This is a genomic window from Endozoicomonas sp. 8E (genome assembly GCF_032883915.1).
GTDB lineage: Bacteria > Pseudomonadota > Gammaproteobacteria > Pseudomonadales > Endozoicomonadaceae > Endozoicomonas_A.
Genome location: NZ_CP120717.1, coordinates 1,491,334 through 1,505,234 on the forward strand (window position 1 = coordinate 1,491,334; position 13,901 = coordinate 1,505,234).

General features: G+C 48.0%; 14 protein-coding genes. 7 read left to right on the forward strand and 7 right to left on the reverse strand.

The features are described 5' to 3' along the window. The first annotated feature begins 85 nt into the window (after positions 1 to 85). Positions 86 to 1,864 carry an N-6 DNA methylase gene (locus P6910_RS05345; protein WP_317145252.1) on the forward strand — a complete coding sequence of 593 codons (1,779 nt, stop codon included), beginning with the start codon at positions 86 to 88 and terminating at the stop codon, positions 1,862 to 1,864. Here the strand turns inward: P6910_RS05345 and fliP are convergent. From fliP to P6910_RS05380, 7 genes are all read right to left on the reverse strand, one after another. Continuing rightward, entirely contained in the window at positions 1,850 to 2,584 is a 735-nt protein-coding gene (gene fliP / locus P6910_RS05350; protein WP_317145253.1) for a flagellar type III secretion system pore protein FliP, read from the reverse strand. The genes P6910_RS05345 and fliP overlap by 15 nt on opposite strands. Positions 2,585 to 2,593: 9 nt before the next feature. Further along, complete coding sequence (gene fliN, locus P6910_RS05355) at positions 2,594 to 2,992, reverse strand: flagellar motor switch protein FliN (RefSeq protein WP_317145254.1); 399 nt, start codon at positions 2,990 to 2,992, stop codon at positions 2,594 to 2,596. Between the two features lie 32 nt (positions 2,993 to 3,024). Continuing rightward, positions 3,025 to 3,984, reverse strand: a complete 960-nt coding sequence (locus tag P6910_RS05360; RefSeq protein WP_317145255.1) for a flagellar motor switch protein FliM — start codon at positions 3,982 to 3,984, stop codon at positions 3,025 to 3,027. A 79-nt stretch (positions 3,985 to 4,063) separates the two neighbouring features. Continuing rightward, entirely contained in the window at positions 4,064 to 6,166 is a 2,103-nt protein-coding gene (gene flhA, locus P6910_RS05365) for a flagellar biosynthesis protein FlhA (RefSeq protein ID WP_317145256.1), read from the reverse strand. Further along, positions 6,163 to 7,314 (reverse strand): flagellar biosynthesis protein FlhB, encoded by a 1,152-nt coding sequence (gene flhB, locus P6910_RS05370; RefSeq protein WP_317145257.1) that lies wholly within the window; start codon positions 7,312 to 7,314, stop codon positions 6,163 to 6,165. The genes flhA and flhB overlap by 4 nt, the downstream gene beginning before the upstream one ends. A gap of 10 nt (positions 7,315 to 7,324) precedes the next feature. Continuing rightward, positions 7,325 to 8,098, reverse strand: coding sequence for a flagellar biosynthetic protein FliR (gene fliR, locus P6910_RS05375; protein ID WP_317145258.1), 774 nt, complete (start codon positions 8,096 to 8,098; stop codon positions 7,325 to 7,327). Then, positions 8,098 to 8,367: a flagellar biosynthetic protein FliQ gene (locus P6910_RS05380; protein ID WP_317145259.1), complete on the reverse strand. Its 270-nt coding sequence runs from the start codon at positions 8,365 to 8,367 to the stop codon at positions 8,098 to 8,100. The genes fliR and P6910_RS05380 overlap by 1 nt, the downstream gene beginning before the upstream one ends. Before the next feature lie 254 nt (positions 8,368 to 8,621). On the opposite strand from P6910_RS05380, the gene P6910_RS05385 reads away from it, so the two are divergent. The 6 genes from P6910_RS05385 to P6910_RS05410 all read left to right on the forward strand — a co-directional run bounded on the left by P6910_RS05385 (position 8,622) and on the right by P6910_RS05410 (position 13,897). Continuing rightward, positions 8,622 to 9,425 (forward strand): flagellin, encoded by an 804-nt coding sequence (locus P6910_RS05385; protein ID WP_317145260.1) that lies wholly within the window; start codon positions 8,622 to 8,624, stop codon positions 9,423 to 9,425. Positions 9,426 to 9,577: 152 nt separating this feature from the next. Then, positions 9,578 to 10,927, forward strand: coding sequence for a flagellar filament capping protein FliD (fliD, locus tag P6910_RS05390; RefSeq protein WP_317145261.1), 1,350 nt, complete (start codon positions 9,578 to 9,580; stop codon positions 10,925 to 10,927). Between the two features lie 13 nt (positions 10,928 to 10,940). Next, positions 10,941 to 11,342, forward strand: a complete 402-nt coding sequence (fliS, locus tag P6910_RS05395; protein WP_317145262.1) for a flagellar export chaperone FliS — start codon at positions 10,941 to 10,943, stop codon at positions 11,340 to 11,342. 13 nt (positions 11,343 to 11,355) lie between these two features. Further along, positions 11,356 to 12,603 carry a flagellar hook-length control protein FliK gene (locus tag P6910_RS05400; RefSeq protein WP_317145263.1) on the forward strand — a complete coding sequence of 416 codons (1,248 nt, stop codon included), beginning with the start codon at positions 11,356 to 11,358 and terminating at the stop codon, positions 12,601 to 12,603. Positions 12,604 to 12,633: 30 nt separating this feature from the next. Beyond that, positions 12,634 to 13,146: a flagellar basal body-associated FliL family protein gene (fliL, locus tag P6910_RS05405; protein WP_317145264.1), complete on the forward strand. Its 513-nt coding sequence runs from the start codon at positions 12,634 to 12,636 to the stop codon at positions 13,144 to 13,146. 16 nt (positions 13,147 to 13,162) lie between these two features. Then, on the forward strand, positions 13,163 to 13,897 hold the full coding sequence (locus P6910_RS05410; RefSeq protein WP_317145265.1) for a FliA/WhiG family RNA polymerase sigma factor: 735 nt from the start codon (positions 13,163 to 13,165) through the stop codon (positions 13,895 to 13,897). The last annotated feature ends 4 nt before the right edge of the window (positions 13,898 to 13,901 follow it).

Here is a 13,901-nt window from a genome sequence, read left to right on the forward strand (position 1 = left end):
GATTAGATGTTTTATCAAAAAATTAACTAATCAGCAGATGATTTAGTCAATAACCATTAAATTAACCCTTTCAGAGAATGATTTTATGAGCCGCGACATTGTTAATGCCCTTATTCCGGGTACGTTACAGAATAAAAACTGGTATCAGGCTTACCTGGTTCTGCTTGGGCAGCTCTTTGCCTGGGCAAGGTTGTGTGAAATGGAGTTTTTGCCGGAGCGAGAGTTGCCAGACAATCATTCAGAACTTGAACAGCTGTTCAGAGAAATCGGACAGAAAAAAGTACCGGAGACATTCGCCAATGCAGATCAACGTATCTGGCAAATAGCCTGGCAACAGGGTGATGAGTTACCTGGACAGATCCCGATAGATGAAATCACCCGAGCCTGCCACTCAGTGATGACCGCAAAGAGGCATAAGCTACTGAAGTACAATGAGATTCCTCTGGCCTTGCAGCGCCGCTTCAGACCCCTCTCCTCGGCACTGCCCGAAGCCATTGGCGGGCTGCTGGAGGCACTGTCCGAACCAGTTGGCAGTTGCTACCTGCCCAATGCGGATAGTTTTATTCTGGGAGCGGATCTTGCGCTCACCGGCCAGGTTTATTCTGAGCAGTCTTCTATCAATAGCCTGGATGCTTTGAGTGTTCTGATTAATCCGGATATTCATATTGCCCGGGGGCATCCGGTACTTGAACCTGCTTTTTTTAAATCGGGCCAGCTACAAAAGTTTGACCATGGGGTGGGTCTTCTGACAGCAGACCACCGTTATAAAGTGAATGAAGTTCGAGATATTTTCCAACGGTTGGATACCCAGGTTCGTAATGAAGAAATGTTGTTTATCCGGCATATGTTCTGGCGCTGTTCCGAACAGGTTGTCATTGCTGTGCCGGGGGTGTTTCTTCAGAAAAATACCGAGCATCATATTGCCTTTCGCCGCTGGTTATTAAAACAGAACAGGCTACACGCTATTATTAAGCTGCCCAAAGGACTGCTTCCCGGTCGGGCCACGCCACTTTATGTGCTGGTGGCAAAAAGACAGGTTACTGATAATGTGCATTTGATAGATGCCAGTAGCGACTACTTCAAAGTTACCCCTGTCCGCAAAAAGGGAGCAGCCAAAATTCAGCTGAATAATGTGGATGTCATTCTTGAACAAATGAATGATGAAACAGTAAACCCTCGTTTCTCCAAAAAACTGGACAAAAGGCAGTTGATTCAGGGGAGCGTTATTCTTGATCCCGGACATTATTGTGCTGACACCCGACGCATTGATTTACTCGGAAAGCCTTTAGCTGCCAGTCATTTAGAGTCACAGGTCGATATCATAAGAGCTCAGGCTCTGCGTGATAATAGTCTGGAAAAACAGGTATTTCTGGAAGTAACAGCCAATGACATTAATGAGGCTGGAGAGATTGAGCACCCTGAAAAAGAAATTCATGTTGATGAAAAAGGGCTGAAGCGAGCAAAGCAACAGTTACTGCGACCAGGAGATGTTCTGCTGGTTATTAAGGGACAGGCGGGGCGAATTGCCATTGTACCGGATGTCTGTGGGTTAAACTGGGTGGCCAATCAGTCCTTTGTCATTCTTCGACTGAAGAAAAATACTTATCTCAATAGCTCTATTGTTTTGTTTCGATTCCTGCGCTCGCAAACCGGAAAAATGTTGCTTGACAGTATTTGTACAGAAAGTCAGGTGCCGTTTATTCATGGCAATGATTTAAAACAACTTCCTGTTCCCGAGTGGTCTTCCATTGAACAAAGGCAGGCAGAACAGTCTCACAGAGAAATTCTCAAACTCTATGCCCAGGTTCGGTTTATTCGTGATAAAGCGCGAATGATAGAAAGTGAGTTGTTAAAAGAAGCTTGATGCCAGGGTACCCATAATCATGGCCCAGCCGTCTACCAGAACAAACAGCATTAATTTGAAAGGCAGCGAAATCATCTGGGGTGACAACATAATCATACCCATGGCCATGAGAACACTGGCCACTACCAGGTCAATCACCAGAAAGGGGATGTATATAACAAAGCCAATTTGAAAGGCGGTTTTCAATTCACTGGTAACAAAAGCGGGAATAGCGATGGAGAAAGGTGTTTCAGCAACATCGATCGGTGGAGTGATATCGGCAATTTGATAAAACAATTCCAGATCCGTATCTCTGGTCTGGCGTAGCATAAAATCTTTGACAGGAATTTCCGCCTGTTTTAGAGCCTCCATCAGTGTCAACTGATCATCCAGATAAGGTTCTACCGCCTGAGTATAAACAAGCCCAAATAATGGTTGCATTATAATCAGGGTCAGTGCCAACGATATTCCAAGCAAAACCTGAGTCGGGGGAGTTTGCTGTAATCCCAGAGCCTGACGCAGAATCGCCAGAACAATAATAATCCGGGTAAAAGACGTCATCATCAACAGCGCAGCAGGAATAAAGCTCAGTGCCGTCATCAGAATCAGAATCTGAAGACTGGCGCTGTATTCCTGAGAATCGCCATTACTGGTGACCGTCATTAATGGAAAGCCTTCCTGTCCCCAGCTGAGTGACGGAGTCAGGAGAAATGTCAGGCCGGCATAGATCAGAAACCTCATAGTCACAGGTCAGGCCAGATTTTTCAGACGTTCTGATTCGCTGATGACATCCAGCAAGCGAATACCGTACTTATCGTTGATCACCACAACTTCGGCGTAGGCGACCAGGGTACCATTGACTTTCACTTCCAAAGGCTCGGAGGCTTCTTTCTCCAGCTCTACAATTGAGCCTTTATTAAGGTGCATTAGCTCACCAATGTTAATTTCGGTGCTGCCCAGCTCCAGAGAAAGTGTCACTGGAATATCAAGAATCATGCCCAGATCACTGACTGACTGCGGCGGGTTGTTGTTATCTTCAATCTCTTTGGAGTTGGTTTCTGATTCCAGACTGTCCTGGAGACTGACACTATCATCTGCAGGTTGTGGCGAAGCTATTTCCTGCTCGTTTTCATTTTCTTCATTACTCATAGATTTTTTTCCTCAGGCTGTTGGACTTCTGCCTACTCTTTCTCACCTTGATACAGAGAGCTAATGATTTTCATGGCCAGCATATTATTCACAGTGCAGACGTCAGCACGGTAGGCTGGAATGCCTGCGAACTTCACAGTGACACTGCTGGGAATATCTGCCTGAATGATCTGTCCGGTTTTCAGTCTCAGCACATCGCGAAGGCTCAGCTTCAACTCGCATAATCGGGCAGAGACTTCCAGAGGAGCCTGCATAACCCCGGCCATCATGTTGTGTTGCCAGGTGGGATCCTGTTCTGTGAATTTAAAGGCCTGCAGTTTTTCTCTGACCGGTTCCAGAGCCTGATAAGGCATGATGATATGAAATGGGCTTTCTGTGGAGCCAAGGGAAATAGTGAAGCGACTCAGAAGGATAATCTCGGTATCTGAGCGAAAAATGGTGGATATGGGGCGGTTGTGATTTTCAGCTAGGCGTATCTTGAAAGAAAGAATACTGCTCCAGGCTTCGGTCTGGTCATCTGCTGCAGATTTTAGCAGCCTTTCCATGATGCGAATCTCGGCGTTGGTCAGTTCCTCTTCATGGTTTTCGTTAAACTCGCCGGTACCACTGAAAAAAATGTCTACAAGAGAATATAAAAGTGGTGTTTCCAGGGCCATGAAGCCAGCACACTTCAGTGTTGTAGAGCGGTAGATATACTGCACATCAGGTATATTTTCCTGATGCAGATAATCACCGATTGCCAGGGAATCGACCGATTCAAAATGAATATCTACCGGGCGACGAAAAACAGCAGTGAGACTGTGACGAAATAATTGGGAAAAACGTCGGTAGATCAATTCAAGTGTCGGCAAAAGGTCGTGTATCTTATAATCCGGGTTAGTCAGATCATAAGTGGTCAGATCCTTGAACTTTGACGGCGGGTGAACCCGGCGAGTCTTTGTTTCACCCGACAGGCTGGATTCGGTATTGCCTGATAAAGATTTCCGTTCCATGGGAAATTCCATATAACTGGCTTATCACCAGATAATTCTTGTTATTAAAAAACATACCGCTATTAGCTGATAAAGACAATCAGCCAATTTTGCCAACCACAATGACTTCTTTATTTTCAGGGATTTCATTAAACGACAATACATGCATACCCTCGGTACATAAACGAGCATATCTTGCCATGGCCGGGCGCAATGATGCATTGACCAGCATCACAGGCACTTTTCCTTCAGCAGAAAGGTTGGCAGAGACTTCTGGCATTTGAACCTGCAGCTGCTCCGCAATTCGGGGTTCAAGTGGCAGTGTGTCAGGGGAGAAGTCATTACTCTGACGGGCCTGCTGGTAACTTTGCATAATGACCTGCTCCAGCTCTGAGCTCATGGTGACAACCGGTATTTCAGAGGTGTTGCCCACCAGGTTCTGAATAATGCTGCGACGCAGGGCAATTCGAACTTCAGAGGTCAGAAGGTGTGGTTCTGTAATCCGTTCAGACGATTCCAGCAGGGTGCTGGCTATGGTTTGAATATCGCTTACAGAGACATCTTCAGTCAGCAAATCTCTGAGTATTCGGGAAAACACACTCATGGATAGTTTCTTGGGAATAAGGTCTTCAGCCAGTTTGGGGGAATAGTGAGTTAGCTTATCCAGCAGTTGCACCACTTCATCATGCCCAAGTAGCTCACTGGCGTGTTCATCAATAATTTTATTAAGGTGTGTAGCGATAACTGTGGCAGCATCGACTACCGTGTAGCCTAGTCCGACGGCATGTTCCCGCTCTGAGGTTTCAATCCAGAGTGCTTCCAGCCCATAAGCAGGCTCTGAAGTCGCAATACCATTTATCTCACCAAATACTTCACCGGGATTGATCGCCAGTAAACGCATGGGCTCAATCTGTCCTTCGGCAACAATGACACCCTTGAGCAATATATTGTAGTTATCCGGTTTCAGGTTCAGGTTATCTTTCACATGCACGCTGGGAATCAGAAAGCCCAGCTCCCGGGATTGGGTTTTACGAATGCCTTTCAGTTGAGTGAGTAACTGCGCGCCCTGATTTTCATCCGCCAGAGGAATGAGTTTATAACCCAGTTCAAGCCCCAGGGTATCCACTGGCGGAATATCTCCCCAGGACCAGGGTGATGACTCACTGACATCTTCTGTATTGGCTGCAGAAGGGCTGGGTTCGGGTTCATCCTTTTGACGTTTGGTGGTCCACCAGGCCAGAAACGCCACGATCAGTCCCAGACTGAGAAAGGGTATGTGGGGCATACCGGGAACAATGCCTATCACCATTAAAATCATGGCAGTCAGGCCCAAAGCTTTTGGAGAAGAGAACATCTGTTCGGAAACCTGATGCCCCACATCTGCAGATTCAGAAACACGGGTTACCATGATAGCCGCAGAGGTGGAGAGCAGCAGCGAAGGAATCTGGGCAACCAGACCATCACCAATCGTCAGAAGAGAATAAGTAGCAAAGGCTTCTCCGGCGGATAACCCATGACCAATGGTGCCTATCAGCATTCCACCAATGATATTAATGGCAAGAATAAGCAAACCGGCGACAGCATCACCCCGGACAAACTTGCTGGCACCATCCATTGAGCCGTAGAAGTCTGCCTCCCGGCGTACACTTTCCCGACGGTCGTGGGCTTCCTGCTGGTCAATAACGCCCGCATTGAGATCTGCATCGATGGACATCTGCTTGCCTGGCAGGGCATCCAGAGTGAAGCGGGCGGTCACCTCGGAAATACGACCAGCACCCTTGGTGACCACCACAAAGTTGATAATCACCAGAATAAAGAAGACCACCAGACCGACAACGTAACTGTTGCCAATAACAACCTCACCAAAGGATTGAATCACCTTTCCGGCAGCGCCATTGCCGGTGTGTCCATTCAGAAGCACTACCCGGGTCGATGCCACGTTCAGGGCAAGGCGCAACAGAGTGGAAACCAGCAGAATGGTTGGAAATACGGCAAATTCCAGAGGTCGGAGTGTGTAAATGCTAACTAACAGGATGAGCAGGGACAGTGCGATGTTGAAGGTAAAGAATACATCCAGCATAAAAGGCGGCATGGGCAGTGTAACCATACCGAGCGTCATCAGTACGATCAGCGGAATCCCGATATTCAGGTTGCCGCTCTTGGGCGACATCATGTATAGCAGACGTTGAGCTTCCTTGATCATTGTCTCGTTTTATCCCATTTTTCCCGGAAGGCACTGGGGACTTCCGGTGTTGGTAAATCGGGTGCCTTGCTTCTGCGTCCGGCCTGAAAGTCGTTCAGATGATGGACGTAAGCCAAAACCTGGGCAACGGCCAAAAACAGGTCGTCGGCAATTTCCTGATTCAACTGTGTCGTATGATAAATCACCCGGGTTAATGTGGGTGACTGTACCACCGGCTTATTGTATTCCCGTGCCACAGCGCAGATACGCAGGGCTACGCTGTCAACGCCTTTTGCTACGACGTAGGGCGCTCTGGCCTTGTCCAGATCATATTTCAGAGCCACTGCAAAGTGGGTCGGGTTGGTGATAATGACATCCGCTGAAGGAACGGCCTGCATCATTCTGCGACCCGCAATTTCCTGTTGCTTCTCCCGCAGTCTTGAACGAAGCTCTGGCTGACCTTCGGACTCTTTCATTTCATCACGCATTTCCTTGTGTGTCATGCGCAGTTTTTTCATGTGGTTCCATCTTTGGAAAGGTACATCAATAAAACAGATCAACAGCAGGGCACTGACCAGAATGGTGATGGCCATGGTAAGGTGGCTCAACCCCTCTGAAACTGCTTGAAATATCGGTAGCCGGTTCAGCCAGAGCACATCCCGAAAGAACCATTGATTAATGAGCCAGAGAGAAAAAGCCAGCAGCGAGATTTTGGCAATGGACTTTAATAACTCAATCATGGAGTTGGCAGAAAACATGCGTTTAATGCCTTTGAGAAAACTGATGCGCTCAGCCTTGGGTCGTATCTGTTTATTTGAGAATATCCAGCCTCCTAAAGCCGCTGAAGCGGCTATTGAGGCCAGAATGACAATCAGCATAAAGGGCAGCAGACCGGAGAACCCCTGAGTAATGCTGACGATCAGGTGATCTGTCAGCCAGCTTTCCTGACGCAATACGTCTTTTTCAAACCTGAAGCTTTTGTACATAACCTGAAATAGCTGGTCGCGAATTAATCCACCACTGAGCCATAAAGCAACCAGAGTTGAAGCCAGTAGAGCAAAGGTGACCAGTTCCCGGGATCGGGGAACCTGACCTTCGTCACGGCTCTTCTGAAGTTTTCGTTCGGAGGGTTCTTCTGAGCGTTCGCCAGTCTGTGATTCTTCTGCCATCTAAAAATTCCTAAAGAACCAGAGATCGTAGAATGTCCAGAACAGTCCGGGTAAATCGTGTGAAGACACCGTTCAGGGTGGAACTGATCAGCATTAGAATAAAAATGCCTGCCAGCATGGTCAGAGGAAAGCCCAGACTGAAAATATTGAATTGCGGCGCCGAGCGGTTCATCACACCAAAGGTAAAAGTGACGATCAATAACGCAACTATGGCGGGTAGAACCATCAGGAGTGCGCTGGCAAACATCCAGCCGCCCATGGCGGGCAGTCGGTCAATCTCCAGTTGGCGAATAGAAAAGGGTGCAATGGGAATAGTATTAAAGCTCTCCACAACAATAGAAATGACGACCAGATGCCCGTCAAATGCCAGAAACATCAGAAAGCTCAGCAATTGGAATACCTGGCTGATTACCGGAATCTGGGCGCCGTTCATCGGATCAAACATGACCGCCATACCCAGACCCATCTGCAGGGAGAGCATTTGCCCGGCGGAGGTGAAAATAGCGAAATAGATTTGCAGTACCATCGCCATTAAAAGCCCGACAGCCAGCTGTTGTGCAGTGATCAGAAGGGCTGCACCCGACAGTGGCTCTACTGCGGGTACCGCAGGCAGCATGGGGGCCACAATAATAGTGATGGCCATTGCCAGAATTATCCGGATTCTGGGTGCCACTACCTGGCTATTGATTATAGGCATTGCCAGAAAGAGGGCTCCGATACGAAAAAATGGCCAGAGATACTGACCAATCCAGCCCACCACCTCAGAGAAGGTAAAGGTTCCCATCAGGCCAGCATCTCTGGAATAAATTCATACAGCCGGAGAAACAGATCCATAAATTCCTGAATCAGCCAGGGGCCCGTCATGCCTATAGTGACCAGTGTCGCCAGCAGACGGGGCAGGAAACTGAGGGTTTGTTCATTGATTTGAGTCGCAGCCTGCAATGTGCTGACCACCAGACCCACCAGCAGTCCGGGCAACACAATCACCGATACCATCAGAACAATGAGGGTCAGCGCATCACGAAAAAGGTCTGCCACAACTTCCGGTGTCATGGGGTTTCCTCTGAATAGTTCAGGTTGTTTCGCAACTTTGCAAAACAGACTGCAACCCGAAGAAATTAACCAGGAGCATAGTTTTCTAAAATGAATTCGCAATAGATATATAAAAACATTTTTTTACTTTAAAAACGACTTAAAAGAATGGCAAGTCTATTTAATAAATCCAGAAGCCTTCCCGAGTGGTACTTATCAACAGGCAGTACGTTGAAGTTATTAAGCGAGTAAAACCATGAATAGGAATTAGTAAAATGGCAATGACCGTAAATACCAATATCTTCTCTCAGAATGCTCAGCGTAATTTGGGCAAGACTGAGGCGGGTCTTCAGACCGCCATGCAGCGTCTGTCTTCTGGTATGCGTATTAACAGTGCTAAGGATGATGCTGCCGGTTTGCAGATTGCGAATAAAATGGCTGCACAAATTGGTGGACTTGGTGTCGCTATCCGAAATGCCAACGATGGCATCTCCATGGCCCAGACTGCTGAAGGTGCCATGAGCGAGATCACTAACTCTTTGCTGCGTATGAGGGATCTGGCTTTGCAGGCATCAAGTGGTACCTATGAGGCTGCTGATGTTACCGCCCTGCAAGCCGAATACGATGCTCAACTGGCTGAGATTGGCCGTATTGCCGCAACGACTGAGTTTAACGGGACAACCGTTCTTGGCGCAGGTACCGTCGAAATTGCAGTTGACTATACCGATGCTACCACCAATAACATAGACCTCAACTTTACTGCCGTTGCGCTGACCGCGGTTACCTTTACCGATGCCGCTACCGCTCAAGCAGCAGTGGGTGCATTGGATGCGGATATTGCTGCTTATGACGCTGTTCGAGCCAGTCTGGGTGCATCCCAAAACCGACTGACCACTACCGTCAATAACCTTTCAAATATCCGTGAAAACCTGAGTGCTTCCAGAAGCCGTATCGTGGATACTGATTTTGCTTCAGAAACAGCGAATCTGAGTAAGTATCAGGTTATGCAACAGGCCGGTACTGCTGTGTTGGCTCAGGCTAACGCGATCCCTCAGAACATTCTGTCTCTGCTGCGTTAATCGCTGGAGAGGTAAAATTCAGTCAGCTTTAATGCTGATGGTCTTTGTGGGAGCCAGTAAGCTCCCATTTTTTATAGAGCTGTCTGTTATTCGGTTATGTTTCTCAGAGCAGTGCCGACTGAATAAAAGCAGGTAATAATCAGAGGCTGATTATGTTCAGTTTAAGTGGCATCTACTCAGGGCTGGATGTTAGCTCCATGGTCAACGCTTTGGTGGAGGCCGAGCGTGCTCCCACTGAAAGCCGTTATGCTCGCAGAGAGGAGGCCTTCAATGTAGAACTGTCAGCTGTCGGGACCCTGAAGTCTGCACTGAATGATTTTAATACTCAGGTAGAAAGCCTGAACAGCATCAGTAAATTCAGTCCCAGAGCCGTCAGCGTCAGTAATGAGTCCGTTCTGAGCGCAACCGTTTCCAGCAGCGCCGGGGAAGGCAGTTATCAGTTTTATGTGGATCAGCTGGCGACTCGCCACCAGACTGTATCCGCAGCCATCGCTTCAGATGCCACTATTGGTTCCGGAACGGTCAATCTCACGGTTAACGGTGAAAGCTTCTCTGTTACGGTCGAACCGGGTTCAGAGAGTCTGGCTGACTTACGTGATGCCATAAACAGCGGAGCCGATAACACCGGAGTTCAGGCAACGATTATTAATGAAAACGGTCAGCAACGTCTGATGCTGACCAGTGAGAAATCCGGAGCAGCAAACACCATAACGAGTGACTTCAGTGGCCTTTCCGGTGGCTCAGCAACTCTGGGGTCCTTTACCGATTTACAGGTGGCAGTGGATGCCAGTATCCGGTTTGGTGCAGGAGCCTCTGCAATCACTATTACTTCCGAAGACAACCAGCTGGAAAACCTTATTGATGGCGTCACTCTTGATCTGAAAGCCGTCAGCACAGATCCGGTCACTGTGAATATTTCCGTAGACAAAGACAGCCTGAAAGAGTCTATGCAGGGCTTTGTGGATGCCTGGAATAATGTTAAGTCTACCCTTGATACCCTCACAGATTTTAATGGTATTACAGCAGGGCCTCTTAATGGCGATACCCAGGCCCGGGCTATTGAGGGTCAGTTGAGAAGTGTCATCAGTTCTTTATATGGTGAAGACGGTGACACATTCAGAACGCTCGGGCAATTGGGTCTGACAACTACCGAAGACGGCATGTTAAGTCTGGATACAGATGGCCTGAATGACGCCCTGGCTAACAACTTTGATGAATTGGCGCAGGTGCTGGCTGGTGAAGATGGCTTAATGAGTCAAATGGCAGCCGTTCTCACTCCTCACCTTGAAAGTAGCGGAACGCTTGACAGTCGGGAGGACAGGATTGAAGAGGGCTTGAGTGATATTGAAGATGATCGTGCGGCACTGGAGCTGAGACTGGAGCGGACCCGTAGCTATTACCAGAATCAGTTCCTGGCGATGGAAAGTATTCTGGCCTCACTGAGTGGAACCAGTGAGTGGATCACCAGCAGTCTGAATAGTCTGAATAACAATAATTCCTGATCATGGAGGGGTCATGAAGAAAAAAGGTCTGGGTGCTTATAAACAACAGGAAAAAGCGGGTGTAGAAGCGTCTGATTCGGTTCAGTTGGTGGGGGTGTTGTTTACTAAACTGATGGACAATCTGGCTAAAGCGAGCCACCACATTGAGCGAAAGGATTTCAGCAACAAGTCTGATCGCCTTTCCCTTTCCATCGAAATTCTGCTGGTATTGGAACAGTCTCTCGATTTTCAAAAAGGAGGTGATTTAGCCAGCAATCTGCAATCGTTATATCTCTATTGCATCAGACGTTTAACTGAGGCCAACGCAAGTAATGATCTGGCTGCTATCAGTGAAGTTGTGGGACTGTTAAAAGAAATTCAGGAAGCCTGGAACTATATTTCCGTACCTAAAGCTGCGATTGCAACTGTCCAGTAACGGAGTGGTTTGAATGGAAAACCAGGCGCTGCCAGTTTTTTCGTTGTTATCTCTATCGAGTTCAGCGCCATCGGTTGATGGTGCTCAACCGCAGGTCATGGCGGCTGCTCAGACAGTTACCACTTCTTCTGAGTTGACATTTGAAACTGTTCTTCAACAGTTTTCCTTAATAGAACCTGCATCCACAGAGTTAGTCTCTCCGGAGCTTCTGGCTGCAGGGTTGATACCTGTTGATAGGCAGGCAAAAACAGATTTACCCTTGGCAAACCCTGATGCTTCAGAACTGACAAAGCATTTTCCCGTCACCAGCTTACCGATACTGACCAGAGAAGCAAAACCTGAACAGACAGCCGTAGAAATAAAAAGTACTTCTTTAACAGAAGGGGTCACTGAACGGCCTGATTTAAATCTGTCAATGCCCGGAAGATCTGAAAAACTCCATCTGCCTGTTCGGCTACAGAAATCAGAGGTCTCTCTGACTCCGGTTAATACTCAAGGGGTGTCCCAGGCTCAAAGACCATTAACGGATGTTAATCTGGTAGAGGAAGTCGATCACCAAACAGGAAAACTCAAGCCGGAAATCACTTTAAAACCGGATCAGATCCAGACAGAAGCCAAAGCGCCGGAGATAAAAAATCACAATGGATTAAAAGAAGTTCCAGCTCCGCTGTCTCTGTTCAATTTCGCAATGGAACGGAAAGCTTCTTTAAAAACAGCACCTGCATTGATACAGCCAACCGAATCAATACAGGCCGTCGTTAATCAGACGCCTCAAACCTCCCAACAGCCTGTTTCCTTTCAGATGACTGAGTCATCACCAGTCGCCCAGTCAGCCACAGTTAAGCAACCTTTTCTGCAACCTGAAGTAGCTCAGCGACCCTTCGGGCAGACAGTGGTGCAAATGATTAAGCAGGGCGAGCAGAAAATGGAGTTTCGGTTAGACCCACCGGAATTGGGTCGGGTAACGCTGACCGTTAGCGTTGACAGAGATGCGGTCAGCCTTCAGGCGATAACGGCAACACCGGCAGCCAGAGACTTGCTGCTGCTTCACGGAGATCGCCTGCGGGAAGCTCTTAATAGTGAATCACTGACTCTGGGGCAAATGTCAGTAGATGTGGGGAGCCAGAAAGACGCTGATACGTCGGAACAATCTTCAGAATATCTGCCCACCGCCGATGGTTGTCATGAATCAAATGGTTATCAGAGTGCCCAGGAACAATTCAGGCTTCATGGCGGCAGATTATTGGATCATTTCGTTTAACAGATCATAGGAAAAGGAGTTTCTGGACTCATGGCAGATGAAAAAGAAAGCAGTGACTCTGAAAACAAAAATTCAGGCCACGGCAAGTTATTAATCATCATCATTATTCTTTTGGTGCTGTTGCTGGCGGGTGGTGGCGCTTTTGTGGCAATGACAATGATGAATCCGCCGCAGCAACAGGAACAGCAACAGCAACAGCAGCCGCAACCCCAAGCTGCAGCATTGGGACCACCCAGTTTTATGGTGCTTGAGCCATTTATTATCACTCTCAAAAGTGATGCCCGACCTCGATATATGCAGATAAAACAGTCATTGATGGTACGGGATGAAACCGTGATCGCAACACTGGAAGCTTACCGGCCTCTTATTCGTAATGAAGTCATCAACTATCTGGGCTCTCTCTCGTTTGAAGAGGTTAAAGCCGGGGGAGTTACAGAGATTATCCGTGCTGAAACGCTGGCGAGAGTCAATGCCCTGCTCGACAAAGAGAGAGTGGGAGCAAGGGTGGAAGACTGTCTGATTACGGATCTTGTGATCCAGTAGCAACTTAGTGGCTGAGATGCAGCAAAAAGGACTTGACGCTTATCGCCAACAGGCAGGAAATCAGCGGGATGTTCTGGTTAAACAGCACCTGTCCCTGGTCAAAAAGATTGTGCTGCATCTGGCCAGCAGTCTGGGTAGCAATATTTCCCGGGATGATCTTTTGCAAGCCGGGATGATGGGCCTTCTGGATGCTGCCAGTCGTTACGATCCGGGCCGCAAAGTCCCTTTTGAACAGTTTGCCAAAACCCGGATTCGAGGTGCAGTGATTGATGAGTTACGACAGTGGGACTGGCGCAGCAGAACAGATCGGGAACACGGACAGAAAATCAGGAAGGCAATTCAGGCGCTTAATACAAAGCTGGGACGGGCTCCGGCCGAGTCAGAAATTGCCGAAGAGCTTGGTGTCAGCCTTGAGCGATACCACCGCATGTTGCAGAGCAGTAATTCCGACAACCTGCTGAGTCTGGATGGGTTGATGCAGGGTGAGGCTGACAGCAAAATCATAGAGGTTAATCAGGATGACTCTATAGAAGTGGTTGCCATGGGAGGGGAGCGCAGCAGGGCCCTGGCAAATGCTTTAAAGGAGTTACCGGAACGAGAGCAACATTTGATGAATCTCTATTATGTTCATGAACTGAATATGAAAGAAATTGGAGAAGCTCTGGATCTGACGGAGGCTCGTATTTGTCAGTTACACCGTCAGGCTGTTCTAAGACTGCGCTCGCTGCTGGAAGAATGGAACAGGGAATAGTGTT